Origin of the sequence: Methanobacterium bryantii, from assembly GCF_002287175.1 — an archaeon.
In the GTDB taxonomy this organism is placed as follows: domain Archaea; phylum Methanobacteriota; class Methanobacteria; order Methanobacteriales; family Methanobacteriaceae; genus Methanobacterium_D; species Methanobacterium_D bryantii.
Genome location: NZ_LMVM01000001.1, coordinates 487,124 through 503,991 on the forward strand (window position 1 = coordinate 487,124; position 16,868 = coordinate 503,991).

Genomic DNA, 16,868 nt, shown 5'->3' on the forward strand with positions numbered 1-16,868 from the left:
AAAGATAATTGAGGAGTTAACATGGATCCAGAGTTAATCGGAAAAATAGCACAGATTGCATCAGTTCTTGAAGTCAGCGGCCACCCAAAACCAGGAAATGTCCACCGTACACAGGACTTTGATGATATGGTCTTTGAAGATTTCCTGATAAGCGGTGTAGTTATTGGGAGTTTAATGAAAAAGGCTGCTGAAATTGGAAATAGATATCATGATGATGGTTCTTTACATAAAATTAAATTGGGGAAAATTATAAAGGAAGCTGTAATTGAAACTGATCGCTGGATTGGGAACAATACCAATTTGGGAATAGTTCTACTTTTAACTCCATTATCTGCATCTGCAGGGATGAGTAATGATTTAACTGATTTAAGAAAAAATGCGGGAAGAATAATGGAAGCAACAACTTCCCAGGATGCTATAAATTTATATGATGCCATAAATCTTGCAGATGCCGGTGGAATGGGCGAACAGGAAGAACTGGATGTTGCAGATGCAGAAGCACGTGATAAAATTATAGACGAAGATATAAGCATGTACAAAGTGCTTCAAATGTCGTCTAAATGGGATTTATTATCCTATGAACTTACAAACAGGATGCCTGTGACATTTGGAATTGGTTTTCCTACATTTAGAACCACTAAAATGGAGTACGGGATAAATAAAGCAACAGTTCAGACATTCCTTACCATTTTATCCAAAAAACCAGATACCTTAATTTCAAGAAAATACGGCGACGATATGGCAAAATTAGTATCTGCAGATGCAGATTCAGTACTTCAAAGCGGGGGAATATTGAATCCTCAAGGGGAACTTTTACTTCGGGAATTAGATAAACAACTTATGAAAAATAAGCTTAATCCGGGAACTACTGCAGATATAACTGCTGCTTCTATAATGGTTGCATATTTGGATGAATTTGGATTTTAACAGATCATCATTTTTTTATTTAAAATTTTGGAAAATATTTAACACATTTAATCCATAAATTAAATGGCAACGATTATATTACTCAAGAAGTAGCTGAATAATAAATTATTGTTTTCATGTAACGTTTTGGAAAATATTTAACATTCTTAATCCATAAATTAAGTGGTAAAGATTATAATACCTCAAGAGGCAGCTGACTAACAAATTTGTGTTTTTAGTTTGTTATGAAATGATTAACACATTTAACATAAAAATTAAGTGGAAGGTTATACTACCAGAAGGTAGCTGATTACTATAGGGAGTAAGTAGAATGCTTCAAAATATCATTGATGAATTACATATATATGAAAAAAAGGTTTTAAAGGGATTGGAATCCTTAGATTATGAATCAACACCTGAAAAGATAGCTGAAACTCAAGATATGAATATTAAATCTGTGATGAGTGCAGCTGGTTCTTTAGAATCTAAAGGACTTATAGAAGTACAGAAAGATGTTGATGAAATAATCAGTTTAAGTGACACAGGAAAAGAATACGCTGAAGAAGGTTTACCTGAGCGAAAAATATTGAGGGTCTTAAACGAGGAAGGATCTATTCCTATGAAGGATATCGGCAGTAAAGCTGATTTGGATTCTTCTGAAGTTAAGGTAGCTATTGGATGGCTGCGTAAAAAGAAATGGGCCTTAATTGATAAAGGAACCGTAAAAATAACAGAAGAAGGAAAAGAAGCGGTATCTAAAGAATATACCGATGAAATGCTGCTGGATAAACTTTTAGATGCAAATAAAATGCTCCTTTTCAACCCTACTCAGTTAATTAAAGAAGGGTTTGACCTTTTAAGAAAAAGAAAAGGGATAATACATGTAAAAAAAGAGCCTAAGTACAATTTAAAAGTAACAGAAAAAGGAAAAGAACTCCTTGACATGGGAATAGAAATCCGGGAAGAGGCAACTCAGTTAACCCATGAGCAGTTAAAAACAGGGTCATGGAAGAACTTGAAATTTAGGGGCTATGATGTCCATGCAGAATACCCTGATTTTTTCCCTGGAAAGATGCATCCTTTGCAGAGAACAATTGAAGATATAAGGCAGATATTCCTTAAAATGGGATTTACAGAATCCAAGGGTTCAATTTTAGAATCAGCATTTTGGAACTTTGACTGCCTGTTCCAGCCTCAAGATCACGCAGCACGTGAAATGCAGGACACTTTTTATATCAAGGAGCCAAGAACTGTAAATCTTCCCTCAAATGAACTTGTAGAAAATGTTCGCAGGGCCCATGAAAATGGTGGAGCGACTGGTTCTGAGGGATGGGGTTATTCATGGGATGTTGATGTCGCAAAACAGTCAGTGCTCAGGACCCATACAACATGTTTATCTACAAGATATTTAGCAGAACACGAACCTCCTATCAAGATGTTTTCAGTTGGAAGAGTCTTTAGAAGAGAAACTATAACCTATAAACATCTTCCTGAGTTTCATCAGGTTGAAGGAATTGTAGCTGCAGAAGATCTTACCTTTAAAAACTTACTTGGTTATTTAAAGGAATTTTACCGTAAATTAGGTTTTAAAGCCAGGTTCAGGCCGGCATATTTCCCTTACACATATCTGTCGGTTGAGTCTGAAATTTACCTTCCAGATAAAAAGACATGGATAGAACTGGGAGGATCAGGAATGTTCCGTCCAGAAGTTTTAGAACCTTTGGGAGTTGAAACACCTGTTGCAGCATTTGGTATTGGGATCGAAAGGCTTGCAATGTTAAGACTTGGTATTAAAGATATAAGAATGCTTTATAAGAGTGATATTGGCTGGTTAAGAGATTTACCAGTTATACTGGATTAATCTTTGATTTTTTCCAGTTAATCTATTATTTTTATTTATTTTAATAGCTATCAGGATTAATTAAAATAGTTTGGGACTAAAATATGTTTATATCTATTTTAAAAGAAAATTTGTTTTAATTAACTTATGGAGGATGTAATAATTCTCTAAATACTTTTTTAATATAAAATATGGATTACTCTTTATGAGATCGGTATTTATATATAATAAATAGTGTTGCAGTTCCTAAAACAGCTCCTACTGCATTTGGAATTATAATAAACGAATTGTTTATTCCAAAGCCATAAATAACCCAGCATATACCGTTTATTATCATCATTCCATATATGATTGGAGAAACTCCATGAGATGTTTTATCTTTTATAATATCTCTAATCTGGTCAACTGGGCTTATAAACATTATTATGGTAATAATACTTGCAATTAGCCCTATTGTCTGTATATCCATTCATTTAACCCTTATTTTTTTAGTTGTTATGGTATGGTTCAAGCTTTAAAGCATTATTCAGCTTTATGAATTTTATAAATTAATTTGCAAACAGTATTCTACTATTTGTTGAATTTAAAAATTAATTTAGTATTGTCTAGTAAGTTTAAATTAATAAAAATAAGTTTTGATCTCCAAAATAAATGGGGAAAGGTTTAGCTTTGTAAAAGCGCTTTTCTCAATTCTCTTACAGACTCTGTAATTAAATCAACCCTTTCTACATTAATATTTTTCTTTTGCAGATAATCTGCAAGTTGTACTGGTGTTATAGTTTCTTCTACGTCTAAAAGAAGAGCATCTGCTTCCTTTGATATTGTATATGCACCATAATCAGTAAGGGCATTAGCTGCAGCTTCTAAATCATTTGTTTTCACGCGATATGACCGTATTTTTTTCTCAATATCTGCAACATCAATATTTATTCTTTGGAGGTAGATAAGAATATGTTTTCCGAGTGTTTCTTCCATAATATCTAGATCTATGCTCTCTTTTTTCCTGTTTATACGAACTGATTGTGCAATTTGAGCTAAATCTCTTGCATGAGCGAAGCTTGGCATTAAACCTTCTCCACCTTCAGAAATAGGAGTGTAAACTTTTAAAAACCTCTCTATGGCTTCTTCACTGCATTTTTCCCCTAGATCATCTAGATTCTTCCTGAAAACCTTAGATAATTCATCCAGATGAGGGTTTGAAAGTAAAATATGCAGCGGGGCTCTTCTTAAGTGAGCTTCGTCCATTATACTTATATCCAGGTTAGTGGAAAAAGCAGGTATAAAATGGCTGTGAACAACTACTGGAACACCCCTTACATAAATAACATCTTGTTTATTTTCCATAGGTACGATAAGCCTGTTTAAAAGGAGTTCATGGTCATCGCGCTGTCTTCCAAGGTCGTCTATTAAAAGTACGCCTCCGTTTGCTTTTATTATTGGTGAAGTTTCATAGACTCCTTTATCTGGGTTGTAGTTAGTTTCAAGTTTGTTTAAGTTAAGTTCAGCCCCCGTAAGTACGAATGGCGCGCGAATTTTAACCCATCTTGGATCTTCTGGCTGTTCAGGAGTTGCTTTATGGAAATCTGGATCGTAAAATTGGATTACTGCCCCACCAAATTCTATGAACTTTGGAACCACAAGTGGGGGGAGAAGGTCTGACATTTTACTTACTGTAAATGTTTTCCCTGTTCCTGGAGGTCCGTAGACAAAAATACCTTTACCAATAGTACAGGATTCTAACAGTACCCTTTTAGCGTGTTCTACACCTACAACATCTGCAAAAGTTTCTTCAATGACCTCTTCAGGTATTATTATTGGGTAGCGCCCTTTTAATTGAGCTTCCATCATACTATAATAATCATCGTATGAAACAGGTGCCATACCTATGTAGGGGTTTTCCTCTAACGCCCTTCTGGCTTTTTCATGTCCTTTTTTCGTCACAGTGTATTCAACACTTGAAAACAGGAACCCTCCACCTGTAGGTGCACAGAATCCATCTTCTTCTAGATTTCTGAGATTTTTTTCCAAAATGTCCCAGTGAATTCCGGTTATTTCATTCATTCTGCTGGTTTTAATAGTTCCATAACTTGATATGATCTTTAAAATTAAATTTTTAACAAAGCCTTCTGAGAGTTTAAGGTCTTCAATACATTTTGGTTGTTTAAGAACCTCAAATATCTGTTCCATTAAATCATCATGGTAATAATTCATTGAATCACCTTGAAAATAACTGAAAAATTACTTGTATATTATTGTCACTATTTTATAAACTTTTAAGGTATTTAATGTGCATTTTAGCGCGTTCTTATTTTCCTGATTTTTAATAATTAGAGGATATCTTTAAGTTCGCCTATATGGGATATTACATCTATTTTTATACAATTTTCTTTAATATATTCCTTTTCAGACTCTTTTAGTTCAGAGTTAACAAGTATTGCAGACATTCCAATATTTACAGCACCTAATATGTCTTCACTGAACTTGTTACCAATCATAACACATTTTTCAGCATCACATTCCATTTTTTCAAGTGCACATTCAAAAATATGTTTATCCGGCTTTTCTGCACCTGCTTCTTCAGAGGTTATGACATGGTCAAAAAAGTGATGCAAGTCAAGTCTTATCAATTTTTCCCACTGTTTGATGGTAATTCCATTTGATATTACTCCTAAATCATAACCTTGTTTCTTCAGATAAATTAAAGTGGCTGTTGTCTGTGGAAACAACCTTAAAAGCGCAAATTTAACGTTGTGATAAGTAATCATTCCAAGTGCAATAAGAAGTGGCTTTTCTTCTCCAAAAATTCTTTTTGTTAATACATTGAAATGCTTATCATAGTTTGAGCCGTATTCATCAATAATTTCCCTTAAAATCTTATATGCTTCATCAGTTGAAAGAGGTAAACCTGCATCAACCATTACGTTAAGTGCAGCTCTCCTTGCGAGCTTTGCAAAACCCGAGGTATCATATAAGGTATCATCAATATCAAAAAAAACTGCTTTTATCATTATTAAACACCTGCATAACTACAATGAATATACTTGTAATTACAACTAATATATACTTAAGGAAAAATGAAATAAATTTAATTTTAAACTTTTAAATTTATTTATATTTATTAAATTCTTTTAAAATCTATTAAAATGTAGTAGAATATATATTTTTTAAATTTAAAAAGGAGTTATAATTTTTTATTAAAAATAAACTTAGAAAAATGCATCAAGGCTGCTCTGCTTCTCTTTGTGCAGTATTTCTTCTTCGGAATATCCAAGTGCTTCTATTATTCTTCCAACGGCTGGAAGCACCTGATTTTCTATATAGTAGGTAGGATCGTATTTTGAAACATCCACATCTTCTATGGGTTCAGCTCGTTTGCTTATAGGTTCCCTTCCTTTTACTACAACATATCTTATAATGGAACCTCTTCCAACATCTCTTCCTTTTTTTATAGATTTTCGTGCGGCTAAAACATGAGGTGCCATTTGAGTATATTCGTAGGGGCCTTTAGTAAGCTGTGTATGGATAACTAAATCTTCTAATTCAACATTTCCTTTTTTAATGTCTTCAATGACATTTTTAATGATTTCTGCTGCTTTTTTAGGTGATGCTTCCTCTAGAATAGCACCGAGAACTTTTTGCTGGGTTTTTTTAGTTATTGGTGCCCAGTCTCTTCTTACAAGTTCTAAACCTTTCACAATTATGGTATTGTCTTCTTCAATAAGAGCGTATCTTTTTTTTGTGACAAAAAAGCCTCTTTTGAAAAATCCTTCATATTCAAGTTCCATTCCTTCTGGTAAATCTTTGTTTACAGATTGAAGGAACTTTTGAGCATTATCTAAAATTTCTTCGTTCAATAGATACACCAAAATTTGTTAGAACCCTCAAACGCTATGCGTTTGGGGCAACCGAAAATCAAAGCAAATAAAAATCTTTGATTTCCTGAACTGCAAAAATGTAGTTTTTGCATGCGTCAAAATTGAAACTAACGAAAAACTTCGTTTTTCGTGCCCCAAAAATCATAGATTTTTGAGGGATTTTGACAGATTTTAGAGTGTAAATAGATGGTATTAATTGAATTATTCAATTAATACGCCGTTTATAACACCGTGCTGACCAGGTCTTGATGTCACTTTGACTTTTCCTGCACTGGTTTCAATTACTGCACCTTTTGTTATAATGTTCCTACGTACAAAGTGAGTGTTTGCGCTGTTTTCAACAACGTTTAAAATTTCTGCAACTTCTACTTTGTTTGTTTCAGGGTTCACTACGTTGATTTTATTTTCGTTTGTGAGCCTGATTTTTTCGTTTCCACCTTTGCTTCTGATTTTTTTGACTTTTCTGTCTCCTATTTTAGTTTCTGCTGCTTCTTTTCCAAGTTCAGATTTCCTTTTGTTTTTGTTAAGCTTACCACGCGCTCCACTTGGAGTTCTTAATGATTTTCCTTGCCAAATTGCCATTATATTCACCTCTTATTAATTATGGTTGATTTTGTTACTTGAGAATATATTTAAATAGAATTTATTCAGTTTAAAGAATATTTCATTCTCAAAAAAGCACTATTTTAGAATAGTTGTATATTATATTAATTCTAGGACGCTTTATTTATAGCTATCCCTTAAATTAACTACTTCAAGATATTTCTTTGAATGTATTTAAATATGTTTCTATACATCTTTAAATAGTAAATAGGATTTTGTTGATTAAAATAGTTATATTTTATGTTATAAATGGTTAATGGAAATCCTGTATCTTTTAAAAAATAGTCCAGTTCAAATACAGGAACTCTGCAGAAAATCTATAGGATAACTTCTTATGAATTCGTAAATTAGACTAACAAGAGTATTTTTATTTCATTTTATGTGTTTATCATTAAAAAAATAAATGATTCATTTCTTTTTGTACAATTAAATCACTTGAATACATTGGAACATATCCGGGAAATATATTTAAATATTGAAAGTTCAACTCACAATAAGTAAAAAAATAATTCTTTAACAGTAGAATAATAACAAGCCATATATATTTTAGTATGCTATTTATTAGTAATGGATTTTAATTTGTTCATTAAAATCCTAAAAAGGACTTGATTTAAGATTAAGCTAAAACAGGAATACATAATAAACAAAAACAAAGGGTGAACTTATGAAAATTAGCATGGCACACGGCGCTGGCGGAGAAATAATGCAGAGCCTAATATCAGATATTATACTGAGTAACATTAAAAACAAGAATGTCAATGGCGGAATAGGACTTGGAGAGCTTGATGATGGCGCTACAATTCCCTTTGGCGAGTATGAAATCGTGATCAGTACAGATAGCCACACTGTTGATCCAATCTTTTTCCCAGGAGGAGATATTGGAAAATTATCAATTACAGGAACTGTAAATGATGTATCTGTAATGGGGGCAAAACCTCTTGCGATTGCAAATGCAATGGTCATAAGTGAAGGATTTACAAGTGAAGAATTCGAAAAAATCATTAAGTCAATGGGTGAAGCCTGTACTGAAGCAGATGTGGCACTTGTAACTGGAGATACAAAGGTCATGGAGAAAGATAAACTTGATAAAATAGTTATTTCTACAACTGGAATTGGAATAGCTAAAAAAGGTGAAGTTACAAGTGATGCTTCCCTTGAAGTTGGAAATAAAATTATATTAACTGGAAGTGTTGGAGATCATGGTATTGCGCTCATGTCTTACCGTGAAGGGTTTGGATTTGAAACTGATTTAAAGTCAGATGTTGCACCAGTTTGGGAAATGATTGAAAAAGCTTTGGAAATTGGTGGAGTAAATGCAATGAAAGATCCAACAAGAGGAGGAATTGCAAATGCTTTAAATGAACTTGCATCCAAATCTGGTGTTGGAATGATGGTTTATGAGGATAAAATTCCAGTTAAAGAACAGGTTATAGCAGCATCTGAGATGCTTGGAATTGACCCTTATGAAGTAGCAAATGAGGGTAAAGTAGTAATGGGTGTTGAAGCTGATAAAGCTGAAGAAATTCTTGAAGCTATAAGAAGTACCAAATATGGTAAAGATGCCCAGATTATTGGTGAAGTTACAGATGATAAACATGTAATTATTGAGACTTCACTTGGTGGGAAAAGAATTCTTGAAGCCCCAATAGCTGATCCTGTACCAAGGGTCTGCTAAACTTATTTTTTTAAATTTGAATCGGATTTTAGTGCTCAGATTTTTGAGGAAATTATTTATAGCTTAAGAATAGATGGATTAATATTATAAGATAAGAGGGGTAATAGAATGCAGAATTTATGGGGCAAACGTTTTGCAGCTTTAATAATAGATTTTTTAATTGTAATACTTATTACGTGGGTCTTCAGTGGTATTGTATATCCTTTACTTGCTGTAACAAATGCATTTGGAATTTTGAATTACTGGCTTATTGTAACTGCAGTGATTGTTATGGTTTATTTCACTTACTTTGAAGGAAAATTAGGTACAACTCCAGGTAAAAGTGTGATGAAAATTGAAGTTGTTGTAGATGATGGTGAAATGAATTACCAGAAAGCTTTTATAAGAAATATATCTAAAATTTTGGGAATTCCGTTAATTTTGGATATTATAGTAGATTATATAGCTGGAAACTCAAAGCTAAGATATTTAGATGAAGTAGCAGGTACTGATGTTAAATTGAAAGCATAATGGGCTAAAAATGGTTTTTTAGTAGTTGCTAATAAGAATTGGATTTATAATTTTTTATAAATGCTGAAAAATTTATTTTTTTGTATTACTTGCTTACTTTTTATCTTTTTTTGCTTATCAAGGCATATATTTAATAATACGTAATGGAATATACTTTTTTTGAAGTTATATTAAATAAGGGAGATACAATGCCAGTTATTTCAAAATCCATATGGAGAAGAAAAAGGACATGGTTTGCACCGATATTTTTAGCAGCTATACTAATATTTATTCAGCTTTTTTACCAGCGGTTTGGAGCTTCATTTTCTGATAGTTATTATCAACTGGTTATGATCATGTTTATAGCTATTGTAATAGCGTTTTTAGGGGAACGAATTGAGAAAGTTAGAATTCTCAATGAAATGAATGAAAATTTAAAAAAAGAAAGTGAAAAACTTGAAGATGCTAATAAAGAATTAGAAGCATTTGCATATTCTGTTTCACATGATTTAAGAGTTCCTCTTAGAGCAATAGATGGTTTTTCTCGTATTGTAATTGAAGACTATGAGGACAAACTTGATGATGAGGGCAAAAGACTTTTAAATGTTGTCAGGGAAAATACCCAGAAAATGGGCCAATTGATTGATGATATTCTTCTTTTATCCCGTGCAGGTCGCCAAGAAATGAAAATATCTCTTATAGACATGGAATCACTTGTAGAAAATATATTCGAAGAATTGAAACCTTCGATGGGAAATAGAGATGTTCAATTAGAACTTAAGTCTCTTCCAAAGGCTTACGGCGATAGGACGCTAATTACTCAGGTTCTTACTAATCTTATTTCTAACTCTATTAAGTTTACAAGAATTAGGGAAAAAGCGATTATTGAAGTGGGTGCAAAAAAAGGAAAAGATGAAAACATTTATTATGTTAGAGATAACGGGGCTGGCTTTGATATGAAATATGTAAATAAACTTTTTGGCCTGTTCCAGAGATTACACGGCGTTGATGAATTTGAAGGTACTGGTGTAGGACTTTCTATTGTTCAGCGCATTATCCGGAGACATGGAGGGCATGTCTGGGGAGAAGGAGAAATCGATAATGGAGCAACCATCTATTTCACGCTTCCAAAGCCGTAGAAAACTGTCAAAATTCTTTGAATTTTGACGCACCGAAAATCTTCGATTTTCAAGTGCTTTGTTTTCTCGGCTACAAAATCGAAGATTTTGTAAGTCGTAGACTTTGGATACCCGAAAATGCGGCGCATTTTCGACGGCTGCCTGATAAAATGGAATAATTTAAAGTTAAATTGGTTAAGGAGATATTAAATGAATTTAAATGAAGTTGAAATCCTTCTTGTAGAAGATAACGAAACGGATGCTGAGCTTACAATTAGAGCATTAAAAAGAAATAATCTTGCCAATAAATTGGTGTGGGCTAAAGATGGTGCTGAAGCGTTGGATTTTATATTTGGCGAAGGTGAATATTCTGAAAGGGATATAGAAAAAGGACTTCCAAGATTGATATTACTTGATTTGAGAATGCCTAAAGTAGATGGTTTAGAAGTCCTTCAGACTATTAAAGCGGATGAAAGAACTAAAATGATCCCTGTAGTTGTCCTTACTTCTTCTAAAGAAGATAGAGATATAGTAGAAAGTTATGAACTTGGAGTAAATAGTTACGTTAGTAAACCCGTTGAATTTGATGCATTTACAGAAGCGGTTTCAACACTTGGATTGTACTGGATGTTACTTAATAATCCACCAGAATAAGAGAGAGTAACATGAAAGAAGAACTTAAAATCCTGATCCTGGAGGACGTTGCCTTTGACGCAGAATTGATAGAGTATGAACTGCGTCGTGAAGGAGTAAAATTTTTATCAAGGCGAGTGGAAACTAAAGAAAGTTTTATAAGTGAACTTGAGGTTCTAAAACCTGATTTGATCCTGGCTGATCATTCTCTTCCTAAGTTCGACGGTCTTTCGGCCTTAAAAATTGCAAATTCAGAATGCCCATATACTCCTTTTTTATTTGTAAGTGGTAAAATAGGTGAAGAGTTTGCAGTAAATGCGCTTAAAGAAGGTGCTACAGACTATATATTCAAAAATAACCTTTCTAAATTAGTACCTGCCATGCAAAGGGCATTAAAGGAGTGTCATGAAAAAATTGAACGTGAAAAAGCACAGAACGCACTGAAAAAGGCGCATTTTGAGCTAGAGCAGCAAGTTTTAGAAAGAACAAAAGCATTATCTCGAGTTAATGATGAGTTACGTGCAGAAATGGATGAACGCGAACGAATAGAAAATAAGCTTAAAAAATCTCTTGAAGAGAAAGAAATACTTTTAAAAGAAATTCACCACAGGGTTAAAAATAATTTACAGATAATAAGCAGCCTTTTAAATCTCCAATCTCGTTATATTAATGATGAGGAAATGCTTGATATTTATAAGGAAAGTCAGAACCGTGTGAAATCTATGGCTATAATACACGAAAAATTGTACCAATCAGAAGATCTGGCAAGGATTGACTTTGGGGACTATGTAAAAAGTTTAGTACTGGACCTGTTCCATTCTTACGGTGTTGATAATATCGAGCCGGATATAAATATCCGTGATGTTTTATTAGATATTAATACAGCGATTCCATGTGGACTTATTGTCAATGAACTGGTAACAAATTCAATAAAACATGGATTTCTGGCAAATAGAACTCGTGCTAACAGCCAATCATTTGATAAAAAAGATAAAATAGCTGTAAATATCACTAAGGAAAATGAAATTTACACCATGTCTGTTTATGATAATGGTATAGGTTTTCCAGATAATTTAGACTTCCGTCATACAGATTCATTAGGTATGCAACTTGTAATTAGTTTAACAAGTCAATTAAGAGGTACAGTGGAGCTTGAAAGAGATAATGGGACATTATTTAAAATTGTTTTTAAAGAAGTTGAGTATAATAATAAATTTTAGGTCCCTTAGAAAATTTTTACATTTATATATTAAAAAACCATTTTATTTTTTATAATGTTTATATCCATGAGTTGTGCAGGTAATGTAATATTTTCATGTGAATACCTTAACTAAATGTTAAGATACTCTCATAAAGATTACAATTTAACATTAATTCATGTGATGAACAGACTAAAAATGAGTGTATGAAGTTCACTGACTTTATATACTATAACATTTAATTAGTTACATGAATATTTTTCAGATCGCGGAAAATTGTTAAATAGTTCATTTACTAAACTGTATAAAAATGACGAATTAACAGTAATAACTATAAAATGTATTCTATTTTTGAAAAGTAATGCATTATCAGAATTTAAATTTAAAAATAAACTTTAGAATTATATAGATTAACTTAAAACAAAGAGGAAATTAGATGGTATTTGAATCAGTTTTCAACGCATTAAATCCAGTATTTAATCCAATTGTTAATACATTTGGTCCGATACTGACTATATTTTTAATAGCTGCTGTGGTTGCATTAATAACCACTGTTGCAACCAAGCTTCTAGTAAATCAGGACAGGCTTGCATTTCTCCAAAAAGAAATGAAGGAATTCAACCAGGAGATGGTGGCGGCAAGAAATTCAAATGATCCAGAAGCACTGGAGAAAATGCAAAAAAAGCAGATGGAGTTCATGGGTCTTCAAAAAGAGATGATGTTCATGTCATTTAAACCAATGATAGTGACATGGGTTCCAATACTTGTTATATATTACTGGATGTTTCAATCACCATTATTGAACCAGGTTGCGGTTAACTTACCTGCATTTGCTTATTATGTGCTTTTAGTTCCGCTATGGCATGCAATTCCACTAAGCTATGTCCATGTACCACTTGGACCACTTGCAGTTTCATGGTTTGGTTGGTACTTCCTGTGTTCATTTGCGCTTTCTCAGATATTCAGGAAATTCCTGGGAGTTAAAAATGCAAGTGCTATGTAATAAAAAAATTTTTATTAAACTAAATATTTCCTGTTAATTTTAAATAAGAGGAAATTATCTTCTTTTTCTTTTTAAAATGAATTTTTAGCACGTTTAAATTGCTATTTGTATAAATTTCTTATTTTAAATGAATTTCTCTGTTTTTTAAGTTTTAAATACTGTATCTGAAAAATTTGTAACTTTTTAAAAGTCATCAAACCCTGCGTTTTATGGGTATAAATCTTAAAAAACCTGTCAAAAAGCTATGATTTTTGGACTTTTATTAAACTGAAAGTTTAGTAGGTTTCCACTTTGACAGCTTTTTAAAAGTCCTAGAATTTCAAAAGGTTTAAATACATAATAATTATATTATTATAATAGTTCTAAAAATATAACTATTATAAAAATTAACTAAATGGAGAAAAAACATGGAAGATTGGTTTAAAGTGAAAAAGGTTGCAGACAAAACATGGGCCATTCATGACAAAACACAGGTGGCATGTTATTTAGTTGAAGGTGAAGAAAAAGCTCTTTTAATTGATACATGCTGGGGACTTGGCAATTTGGAGGAACTGGTTCAATCGATTACACCATTACCTATAAATGTGATAATTACTCATGGGCATCCTGATCACGTGTGTGGTGCATTCCAGTTTAGTGATCTTTATATTTCAAATGAAGATAAAGGCATGTTAAATGCATTTTATAATAAGCAGACACGTAAACAACTTATTGAAAACCGTTTTAAAGACCAGCATTCTGCAGATTTTTCTAAGGAAAAATGGATCAACGCAGAACTGGGCAGTGTTTCAACAATTAAAGAAGGAGATGTGTTTGAGTTAGGTAAAAGGGACCTGAAAGTTATAGCAGTGCCAGGGCATACTCATGGCAGCATCTGTTTACTGGATGAAGAAAATGAACTGCTGTTTTCAGGTGATTCTGTACAAACTGCGCCAGTTTTGATGCATCTTGATACGTCTCTTCCGTTAAGCACATATTTTGACAGCATTGTGCATGTATGTTCATTTGAGGAAGCGTATGATAAAATATTACCGGGACACGGCAAAACTCCCATTGATAAAGCGATTTTAAATGAATTAATAGATGGTGTTTCTGAAATTCTGGAAGGTAAATTGAGTGGAAAACCAGAACAAACATTTTTTGGAGAGGGACTTGTTTGTAAATTTAATAAAACAAGCATCATTTACGATGAAAATCAGTTATGAACTAAATTCAAGTGGAAAATATGCAGGAAAAAGAATTTGAAAAAATGGTGGATAATATTTTAATTTATTATCCTCTGTTTTACAGAAAAATAAAAACATCAATTAACCATGAAAAGCATTCAAGATACAGCAAACCAACTGGATATTACCAGGTACTTGGAATTTTAATTCATGTCGGCCCACTGCCAATATCTGAGATAGGTAAGATGCTTTTTACTTCTAAACCTAATATGACATCTTTAATTGATAGACTGGTCAAAGACGGAAATGTCAAAAGATCACGAAGTAAAGATGATAGGAGAATAGTTAAAGTTGAAATAACTGAAGAGGGTAAGAACTTCTTGATTGAAGGGCGTAAAGCTGTAGAGAAAAATATCAAAGAAAATATTTTAAATTTAACTGAAGCGGAAATTGAAGTTCTTAATGACTCTCTGGAAAATATAAAGAAATTACTCCTAAAAATGGATAATAAGTGATATTTATGGATCATTATAAAACTCATTACAATATTAGTAAAAATAAAATAATCATGATCATGGCAGGTTTGATGGTGGGACTCCTTGTAGCTGCTCTGGATAATTCTATAATCAGTACCGCAATGCCTCGGGTCATTAGCAACTTACAGGGAATGGAATACTATGTATGGCCGTTTACATCTTACATGTTAACATCAACCATTGCAATAATCCTTTTTGGTAAATTATCAGATATTTACGGCAGAAAGATAATTATAATATTTGGAATTATTTTGTTTGTCATAACCTCTATGTTATGTGGTTTTTCTACCAATATATTTGAATTGATCCTGTTTAGAGGCCTTCAAGGAATTGGTGGCGGAATATTATTGTCCCTCCCATTTATTCTGGTTGGAGAAATTTTCAGCCCAAAAGAAAGAGGTAAATACATGGGAATACTTGCCTCTGTATTTGGAATTTCAAGTGTTTTAGGGCCGATACTTGGTGGAGTAATTACAGACGCTGTTGGATGGAGATGGATATTTTTTGTAAATGTTCCAGTTGGAATAGCTGCTGTAATCATACTTATGTATTCTCTTCCTAACTTTAAATTAGACGGTGTAAAAAAAGTAATTGATTATTCAGGGATTATAACATTTACTCTGGCTTTAAGTGGACTTTTCCTGGCATTAACACTTGCAAGAGATTTAAATGTATATCCTATGTATGAAATAGTTGGGTTTTTGATTTTTTCAGCAGTGATGTTTGTGTTATTTGTTTGGGCTGAAAAAAGGGCAGTGGAACCTATTTTACCCCTTAACCTGTTTAGTAATTCAATATTCACTGTTTCATCGGTAGAAAACTTTTTGGCAAGTGCACTTATATTTGCAGGAATAATATATGTTCCTTTATTTGCGCAGAATATTTTGGGGATGAGCGCCACAAATGCAGGGCTTTTAATGATACCCATGCTAATAAGTCTTACAATAGCATCCAATATTGCTGGGCAAATTATTTCAAGGACTGGAAAATACAAAAAACTCGCTATTGCAGAGTTTGTAATTACTGGAATTGGGATTATACTCCTGGCAACACTGAACGTTGATTCCTCTCCTTATGCACTGCTTGCATATTCCACAATTTTGGGTTTAGGTTCCGGAATGATGTACACCGTATTTACAATAAGCGTGCAGAATTCTTTCAGTTTACGGGAAATAGGAATTGTAACGGCTTCCATGCAGTTTTTCAGGAATGTTGGGTCAACAGTGGCAATTCCAGTGTTTGGATATATAGTAAATGCAACTCTGGCAAGTCCATCTATGGTAAATCTGGGTCAAAAAGAGGCTCTTGCACTTTCTATACAGAACGTTTTCTTAGCATCGATAGCACTTGCATTTGCAGGTTTGGCCATTGCATTCTTCCTTAAAGAAGCATCTTTAAACCATGAATCTTCAGCTCCGGAAATTCCAGGTAATGCAGTTGATGAAGCGAAATAAATAATTTATTTCGCTTAAATGTTTTAAACTAGATTTAACCTCTGAAAATATTTTTTCAGTATTTATTAAGTTAGTGGGAATCTATTTCCTTTATTTTAACATGATGCCCTGTGCACTACTCATATTTCGGGTTATGTAATAATGATTGTTAGGGATTAAATTTTTAAAATAAGAATTTCTAATTTAAATTTAATTCAAAAAAGTTATATACCTAGTAATTTAACGTATATACGTGAAAAATTAAAATAAAAATTAAAATAAACGAAAAAACAGGCAAAAAAATTAAATTAAGCTTATATTGGCGTACTTTTCCATTATAAGTCCCAATTTTTTTGTATTTAGTAATAAGAACTAAATTTTGGTGAAATTAT

Annotated in this window: 16 protein-coding genes; 11 read left to right on the forward strand and 5 right to left on the reverse strand. The window is 32.7% G+C overall.

The features are described from left to right. Positions 1–21 precede the first annotated feature (21 nt). Positions 22–927 (forward strand): triphosphoribosyl-dephospho-CoA synthase, encoded by a 906-nt coding sequence (locus ASJ80_RS02345; protein WP_069584598.1) that lies wholly within the window; start codon positions 22–24, stop codon positions 925–927. A 310-nt stretch (positions 928–1,237) separates the two neighbouring features. Continuing rightward, a complete protein-coding gene (gene pheS / locus ASJ80_RS02350) occupies positions 1,238–2,767 on the forward strand; it encodes a phenylalanine--tRNA ligase subunit alpha (protein ID WP_069584600.1) in 1,530 nt (509 codons plus the stop codon). Between the two features lie 175 nt (positions 2,768–2,942). Here pheS and ASJ80_RS02355 read toward each other — a convergent pair whose 3' ends face one another. The 5 genes from ASJ80_RS02355 to ASJ80_RS02375 form a co-directional block, all read right to left on the reverse strand. Then, positions 2,943–3,215, reverse strand: coding sequence for a SemiSWEET family transporter (locus ASJ80_RS02355; protein WP_069584602.1), 273 nt, complete (start codon positions 3,213–3,215; stop codon positions 2,943–2,945). A 194-nt stretch (positions 3,216–3,409) separates the two neighbouring features. Further along, a complete protein-coding gene (locus ASJ80_RS02360; RefSeq protein WP_069584604.1) occupies positions 3,410–4,957 on the reverse strand; it encodes an ATP-binding protein in 1,548 nt (515 codons plus the stop codon). A 116-nt stretch (positions 4,958–5,073) separates the two neighbouring features. Then, complete coding sequence (locus tag ASJ80_RS02365; protein ID WP_069584606.1) at positions 5,074–5,754, reverse strand: TIGR02253 family HAD-type hydrolase; 681 nt, start codon at positions 5,752–5,754, stop codon at positions 5,074–5,076. A 198-nt stretch (positions 5,755–5,952) separates the two neighbouring features. Beyond that, the gene (locus tag ASJ80_RS02370) at positions 5,953–6,600 is read right to left on the reverse strand and encodes a DNA polymerase domain-containing protein (RefSeq protein ID WP_083241027.1); all 648 of its coding nucleotides are present in this window, start codon (positions 6,598–6,600) and stop codon (positions 5,953–5,955) included. Positions 6,601–6,822: 222 nt separating this feature from the next. After that, positions 6,823–7,203 (reverse strand): 30S ribosomal protein S8e, encoded by a 381-nt coding sequence (locus ASJ80_RS02375; protein WP_069584610.1) that lies wholly within the window; start codon positions 7,201–7,203, stop codon positions 6,823–6,825. A 685-nt stretch (positions 7,204–7,888) separates the two neighbouring features. Here ASJ80_RS02375 and hypE point away from each other — a divergent pair. The 9 genes from hypE (at position 7,889) to ASJ80_RS02420 (ending at position 16,497) form a co-directional block, all read left to right on the forward strand. After that, entirely contained in the window at positions 7,889–8,899 is a 1,011-nt protein-coding gene (hypE, locus tag ASJ80_RS02380) for a hydrogenase expression/formation protein HypE (RefSeq protein WP_069584612.1), read from the forward strand. 108 nt (positions 8,900–9,007) lie between these two features. Then, positions 9,008–9,409 carry an RDD family protein gene (locus ASJ80_RS02385; protein WP_069584614.1) on the forward strand — a complete coding sequence of 134 codons (402 nt, stop codon included), beginning with the start codon at positions 9,008–9,010 and terminating at the stop codon, positions 9,407–9,409. Between the two features lie 188 nt (positions 9,410–9,597). Then, positions 9,598–10,527: a sensor histidine kinase gene (locus ASJ80_RS02390; RefSeq protein ID WP_069584616.1), complete on the forward strand. Its 930-nt coding sequence runs from the start codon at positions 9,598–9,600 to the stop codon at positions 10,525–10,527. 189 nt (positions 10,528–10,716) lie between these two features. Then, the gene (locus ASJ80_RS02395; RefSeq protein ID WP_048080623.1) at positions 10,717–11,160 is read left to right on the forward strand and encodes a response regulator; all 444 of its coding nucleotides are present in this window, start codon (positions 10,717–10,719) and stop codon (positions 11,158–11,160) included. Between the two features lie 11 nt (positions 11,161–11,171). Further along, positions 11,172–12,359 carry a histidine kinase dimerization/phosphoacceptor domain -containing protein gene (locus tag ASJ80_RS02400; protein ID WP_069584618.1) on the forward strand — a complete coding sequence of 396 codons (1,188 nt, stop codon included), beginning with the start codon at positions 11,172–11,174 and terminating at the stop codon, positions 12,357–12,359. Positions 12,360–12,774: 415 nt separating this feature from the next. Continuing rightward, positions 12,775–13,341 (forward strand): DUF106 domain-containing protein, encoded by a 567-nt coding sequence (locus ASJ80_RS02405; RefSeq protein ID WP_069584621.1) that lies wholly within the window; start codon positions 12,775–12,777, stop codon positions 13,339–13,341. Positions 13,342–13,748: 407 nt separating this feature from the next. Further along, complete coding sequence (locus tag ASJ80_RS02410) at positions 13,749–14,546, forward strand: MBL fold metallo-hydrolase (RefSeq protein ID WP_069584623.1); 798 nt, start codon at positions 13,749–13,751, stop codon at positions 14,544–14,546. 20 nt (positions 14,547–14,566) lie between these two features. After that, positions 14,567–15,022, forward strand: a complete 456-nt coding sequence (locus tag ASJ80_RS02415; protein ID WP_069584625.1) for a MarR family winged helix-turn-helix transcriptional regulator — start codon at positions 14,567–14,569, stop codon at positions 15,020–15,022. A 5-nt stretch (positions 15,023–15,027) separates the two neighbouring features. Further along, positions 15,028–16,497 carry an MDR family MFS transporter gene (locus tag ASJ80_RS02420; RefSeq protein WP_069584627.1) on the forward strand — a complete coding sequence of 490 codons (1,470 nt, stop codon included), beginning with the start codon at positions 15,028–15,030 and terminating at the stop codon, positions 16,495–16,497. The last annotated feature ends 371 nt before the right edge of the window (positions 16,498–16,868 follow it).